The sequence below is a fragment of the Streptomyces sp. NPDC058964 genome, from assembly GCF_042741275.1.
GTDB lineage: Bacteria > Actinomycetota > Actinomycetes > Streptomycetales > Streptomycetaceae > Streptomyces.
This window is the reverse complement of the sequence record NZ_JBHYKH010000232.1, coordinates 1-5,909: the sequence shown is the minus strand read 5'-3', so window position 1 is coordinate 5,909 and position 5,909 is coordinate 1. Positions and strand designations below refer to the sequence as shown.

General features: G+C 72.4%; 5 protein-coding genes. 4 read left to right on the top strand and 1 reads right to left on the bottom strand.

Annotation, left to right across the window (positions count from 1 at the left end; genetic code table 11):
* The first annotated feature begins 133 nt into the window (after window positions 1-133).
* From ACFW2E_RS25955 to ACFW2E_RS25945, 3 genes are all read left to right on the top strand, one after another.
* Entirely contained in the window at window positions 134-919 is a 786-nt protein-coding gene (locus ACFW2E_RS25955; protein ID WP_384469480.1) for a hypothetical protein, read from the top strand.
* Window positions 916-1,293 carry a GntR family transcriptional regulator gene (locus ACFW2E_RS25950; protein ID WP_384469479.1) on the top strand — a complete coding sequence of 126 codons (378 nt, stop codon included), beginning with the start codon at window positions 916-918 and terminating at the stop codon, window positions 1,291-1,293. The genes ACFW2E_RS25955 and ACFW2E_RS25950 overlap by 4 nt, the downstream gene beginning before the upstream one ends.
* 286 nt (window positions 1,294-1,579) lie before the next feature.
* Complete coding sequence (locus ACFW2E_RS25945; protein WP_384469478.1) at window positions 1,580-2,518, top strand: M56 family metallopeptidase; 939 nt, start codon at window positions 1,580-1,582, stop codon at window positions 2,516-2,518.
* 545 nt (window positions 2,519-3,063) lie between these two features.
* Here the strand turns inward: ACFW2E_RS25945 and recQ are convergent.
* Window positions 3,064-5,061: a DNA helicase RecQ gene (gene recQ / locus ACFW2E_RS25940; protein WP_384469477.1), complete on the bottom strand. Its 1,998-nt coding sequence runs from the start codon at window positions 5,059-5,061 to the stop codon at window positions 3,064-3,066.
* Between the two features lie 199 nt (window positions 5,062-5,260).
* Between recQ and ACFW2E_RS25935 the strand changes: the two genes are divergently transcribed.
* A complete protein-coding gene (locus tag ACFW2E_RS25935; RefSeq protein ID WP_384469476.1) occupies window positions 5,261-5,863 on the top strand; it encodes a Uma2 family endonuclease in 603 nt (200 codons plus the stop codon).
* Window positions 5,864-5,909: the final 46 nt, after the last annotated feature.

Genomic DNA, 5,909 nt, shown 5'->3' with positions numbered 1-5,909 from the left:
GGGTGGGGTGGGCTTTGGAGTGGGGGGGGGTTGTTGTATGCTGTGTACACAAGTCCGAATGTATTCCTTTTTGTAGCCCCCTTTTTTTACATGGGGTTCGTACAAGGCGTGCTTCTTTTCCGGGGGATCTCTCATGACCGAAGTCGGTACCGAAGCCGGTGCCACCGCATCGGCGTCACGCAGGTTCGTCGACCGCTACGCCCGCTGGGCGGGCCTGGTGGCGGGGGCGCTCGTGGCGCACTGGCTGATACCTCTCGACCACGGGGACGGAATCCTGTACGCCATCCCGGCGTTCGGGCTGTGCGCGGTGGCCGGAGTACTGGTGGGCGACGCGCTGACGCCGCCGGCCCGAAGTGCCGTGCGCACGGCCGGCCTCGACCCGCGCCGGGTGCGCGACTACGTGCCGCCCCGGATGATCTGGCTGCTGATCGCGATGGCGGTTGTGCTGGTGGTGCTGCTGGGCGTGGCCGCCGCGGTGGCCTCGCCGGACGACCTGGGGCGGGCGGGCCGTTCACTGACGGTGACCTGCCGGGGCCGGACCCAGTCGTTCAGCCCCTGGCCCGGGCTCCACTACGGCCTGCCGATGCTGGCCTGCCTCGCCGTCGCCACCGGCGCCTGCGGCTGGTCCCTGCGGCGGATCGCGACCCGGCCCGGCGACGAGCAGTCCCGGCGCGACCGCAGCCTCGCGATCGTCGCGGCCTGGGGCCTGGTGGTCTCGTTCTCCCTGTTCGGGGCCACCACGGTGGCGTCGGACACGCTGACGAACACCGGCTGCGGCGGGGCGTTGTCGGTCGTGGCCGACCGGGTGCTGCGGCCGCTGTCCCTGGTCACCTTCGTGACCGTGCCGCTGATGCTGTTCACGGTCTGCGCGCCCCGTGCGACCTGGCGACGCCGGGGCGAACGGCGGGTGCGCCGATGAGCGGCGCGGCCGTAAGGGTCGACACGAACAGCCCGGTCCCGCCGTACGAGCAGATCCGCGCCCAGCTCGCGGCCCTGATCACCACCGGCCGTCTGCCGGAGGGCGAACGCCTGCCGACCGTACGGCAGCTGGCGGCCGATCTGGGCCTCGCGGCGGGCACGGTGGCACGCGCCTATCGCGAACTGGAGTCGGCCGCCCTGATCCGCACCCGGCGCGGGGCGGGGACGCGGGTGGCTCCGCTGCCGGTACCGGCCCGCCGCCCCGACCCGGCCGAGCTCGCGGCGCTGGCCGGGCGGTTCGTCGCGGAGGCGCGGGCCATGGGCGCGGACGAGGAGGAGGTCGTGGCGGCGGTGCGGGGGGCGTTGCGGGCGTAGAGGCGTCACGGGAGCGGAGGCGGGCAAACGGCGGGGGCGGATCCGGGGCGGAGATCAGGGGTGGCGGATAGCCGCCGAGCCCTGACTGCCGGGGTCCGTCACCGTCATACTGGCGGGAACACCGCACGACCCGGCGTACGACCACCGCCGTACTGCCGTCGCACGCCCGTTTCACACGCCTACGCACCACCGACGTATGGCCGCCGCCACCGCCGTACGAGCCGCCGCACCACCCCGGCCCCCCGCCACCCGCCCCTGTCTCCGACCAGGAACCGGAGCCCCCGGCATGACCGTCTGCCTGCTCCTGCTGAGTGTCGTCGCCCTGACGGCCGCCGTGCCGGCGCCGCGCGCGCTGACCCGGGCCGCGTGGCCCGAGCGGGAACCCGTGGTCGGGCTGTGGGTGTGGCAGTGCCTGGTCGCCACCGTGCTGCTGTGCTGCCTGGCCGCGCTGGTGCTGGGTGCCGCCGCCGTCTTCCACACCGTGCGCGACCGGGTCTTCGCACCGGCACCGCCCGCCGTCACCGCCGCGTACGACCTCTCCGCCGCCCCGGTCTGGGCCGTCGTCCTCACCGTGCTGCTGGCCTGCGGCGCCGCCTGGACGACGGCGATGCTCGCGCGGGAGATCGCCGAGGCGCGCCGCCGCCGCGGACTGACCCGTGCGCACCTGCGCGAACGCGCCCCCGACCTGCCCGCCGGGCTGCCGGCCGCGCGCGGGCCCATGCTGGTGCTGGAGGACGAGTACCCGGATGCCTGGTGGATGCCGGGCCATCCGCCCCAGCTGGTCGTCACCACCGGCGCCCTGCACCGGCTCACGGACCATCAGCTGGACGCCGTCCTCACCCATGAGCGCAACCACGCCCGCGCCCACCACGACTGGCTGCTGCACCTCTCCACGGCGCTGGCCACCGGTTTCCCGCGCGTCCCCCTCTTCGCCCACTTCTGCGACCAGACCCACCGGCTGGTCGAACTGGCCGCCGACGACACGGCGTCCCGCCGCTGCGGCCACCTCACGACGGCGCTGGCCCTGATCGAGCTGAACCAGCACCGCGGAGTCCTCTCCTGCGCCTCCAGCCGCCGCCTGCTGGGCGAACGCGTCGACCGCCTCCTGGAGCCTCCGCCCCGGCTGCTCCGCAGGCACCGCGCCCTCACGACGACGGTGGCCGCGCTGGTGCCGCTCCTGCCGCTGCTGATCACGTTCGCCCCGGGGCTGACTGCGCTGTCCTGACCTACGGGGTCAACCGCCCCAAGGGCCGGACGACATGGGCCCGCGCGGGTGGCGGCTCTCTCCTGTCCTCGGCCGCCGACGACCCGTCCCGCGAGGGCCGGGTGACCCCCGCCAAGGCGCCGGGCACGCCCGGGGCAGCAGACCACGGGACGAGCCCCGCCGGGACCGGGCCCGGAACCGGCGGTGTCCCGGCCGCCGTCGGCTCGGCTGCCCGGCCCCCTTGGCCGAGCGGGCCGTGGCCGCCCGGCCCGAACCGGCGTGGCAGATACGGGCCGGCGCCGCCGGGGCGCTCGCCGCCACCCGTCCCGACGCGGCGGTCCCGTCCCACTCCAAGGCCCTCCTCACCGCCCCGGACGCCGCTGTGCGCAAGGCAGCCGTCCTGGCGCTGACCCGGCACCGGGCAGCGAGGGGCCCGCACGGCTCTCGCCCCGGCCACGGCGGACTCGGACTCGGTCGCGGACCCGGACGTCAGGACATACGCGGCGCTGGGGCTGTGACGCCGTCCCGGCGCCGCATCACATCCGCCCGCATCACATCCGCCCGGCTCACATCCAGTCGTCCGGCTCCGGCTCCGCGTCCATCTCGGGCCAGTCGTCGTCCCGTGCCTCACCGGTCGCCGGTGCTTCATCCGTCGGCGGTGCGGCGGGGGCCGCGGCCGGGCCGTCCAGCGAGGCCAGCACCCCGAGTACGCCCTCCCCGTACGTCGCCAGCTTCTTCTCCCCGACGCCGCTCACCGTGCCCAGCTCGGCCACCGAGCCGGGCCGGCGGCTGACGATCTCCCGGAGCGTGGCGTCATGGAAGATCACGTACGCCGGAACGCCCTGCTCACGGGCCTGTTCGGCGCGCCAGGTGCGCAGCGCCTCGAAGGCCGGGAGCAGATCGTCGGGCAGCTCGGCCGCAGCGGCCTTGGCCTTGCGGTCGCCCCGGCCGGACGAGGAGGACGTCGAGCGCGCGGTCTCCGGCTTCTTCGGCTCCTTGCGCAGCGGCACCTCGCGCTCCCGCCGCAGCACCGCCCCGCTCGCCTCGGTGAGCACCAGCGTGCCGTACTCCCCCTCGACCGCGAGCAGCCCCTGTGCCAGCAGCTGCCGGATGACGCCCCGCCATTCGCCCTCGGTCAGGTCCGCACCGATGCCGAACACGGACAGCTGGTCGTGATCGAACTGGATCACCTTGGCGGTGCGCTTGCCGAGCAGGATGTCGACGATCTGCACGGCTCCGAACTTCTGGCCCCGCTCCCGCTGCAGCCGGACCACCGTCGACAGCACCTTCTGCGCGGCGACCGTGCCGTCCCAGGTCTCCGGCGGCGTGAGGCAGGTGTCGCAGTTGCCGCAGCCCGCCGGATCGGGGTCCTGGCCGAAGTAGGCGAGCAGTTGGCCGCGGCGGCACTGTGCCGTCTCGCAGAGCGCGAGCATCGAGTCGAGGTGGGCGGCGGCCCGGCGGCGGAAGGCCTCGTCGCCCTCGCCGGACTGGATCAGCTTGCGCTGCTGTATGACGTCGTTCAGCCCGTAGGCCATCCAGGCCGTGGAAGACAGTCCGTCGCGGCCCGCGCGGCCGGTCTCCTGGTAGTAGCCCTCGATCGACTTGGGCAGGTCGAGGTGGGCCACGAACCGTACGTCAGGCTTGTCGATGCCCATGCCGAAGGCGATGGTCGCCACCACGACCAGGCCGTCCTCGCGCAGGAACCGGGACTGGTGCGCCGCGCGCGTACCCCCGTCCAGGCCGGCGTGGTAGGGCACCGCCTCCACGCCGTTGCGGCTCAGAAACTCGGCGGTCTTCTCCACCGAGTTCCGCGAGAGGCAGTACACGATGCCCGCGTCGCCCGCGTGCTCCTGGCGCAGGAAGGCGAGGAGCTGCTTCTTGGGGTCGGCCTTGGGCACGATCCGGTACTGGATGTTGGGCCGGTCGAAGCTCGCCACGAAGTGGCGGGCCTCGGGCATCCTCAGCCGCTGCGTGATCTCCTGGTGTGTGGCATGGGTGGCCGTCGCCGTGAGCGCGATCCGGGGGACGTCGGGCCAGCGCTCGCCCAGGATCGAGAGGGTCAGGTAGTCGGGGCGGAAGTCGTGGCCCCACTGGGACACGCAGTGCGCCTCGTCGATCGCGAACACCGAGATCTTGCCTCGGGACAGCAGGTCCAGGGTGGAGTCCAGACGCAGCCGCTCCGGCGCCAGATACAGCAGGTCGAGCTCGCCCGCCAGGAACTCCGCCTCGACCACGCGCCGCTCGTCGAAGTCCTGGGTGGAGTTGATGAACCCGGCGTTCACACCGAGCGCCCGCAGGGCGTCGACCTGGTCCTGCATCAGCGCGATGAGCGGTGACACGACGATCCCTGTACCCGGTCTGACCAGGGCGGGGATCTGGTAGCACAGCGACTTGCCGCCGCCGGTCGGCATGAGGACCACGGCGTCGCCGCCGGCCACCACATGCTCGATGACCGCTTCCTGCTCACCACGGAAGGCCTCGTACCCGAAGACCCGGTGCAGTGTGGCCAGCGCCTCGCTGTCGGTCGCCCCTGGCATCTCGCTGATCCCGCCCGTCCCGCCCATCGCCGTGCCCCCGTACGTCGTCCCTCGACCACTGCGTCCACGATAGGGCTCCGCACCGACAGTCCCGGAGTTATCCACAGGCTGTCTGGCGCACTGCACGTCAAGGACACGATGGTCGTTCACATGTTCGCGGGAGACCTGCCCGTTTCCGGCCGATAGTCTGAATGGACCGGCGAGACTCCGTCCCACGGGAGCACTGATGAGCGTCGCACCGAAGGCGTCCACGCCCAGCTGGCCGACCCCGCCGGAAGGCGGCTGGACCGCCGACGACCTGGACCGCCTCCCGAATCTTCCTCCGCACACGGAATTGATCGACGGGAGTCTGGTCTTCGTGAGTCCGCAGACCATCTTTCACGAGCGCACCATCGATTTCTTCAAATGGCAGCTCCAGTCGCTGGCACCTGCGGACCTTGAGGTTTTCCGCGAGTTCACCATCGACCTGGACAACCAGAACAGGCCCGAGCCTGACGTGGTCGTCGTACGCGGAGATGCGGTGGAGGATACGAACCAGACCCGGTTCCCGGTCGAGTCCGTCGTCCTGGCCATCGAGGTCGTCTCCGAGGACTCCGTCTCCCGCGGCCGGGAAACCAAGCCGCTGAAGTACGCCCGCGCCAAGATCCCCCACTACTGGCGGGTCGAGAACGAGAAGGGCCGGGCCGTGGTGCACGTCTTCGAGCTCGAGCCCACGACCGGCGCCTACACCGGCACCGGCATCTTCCGCGAGCGCATGAAGCTGGACGTGCCGTTCCCGCTGGACCTGGACCTGACCCGGATCAAGGCACGTCGCGAAAAAGATCAATGACTCCCGCACACGCGGCTGCCCGGCACCCCTGACGGAGGTGCCGGGC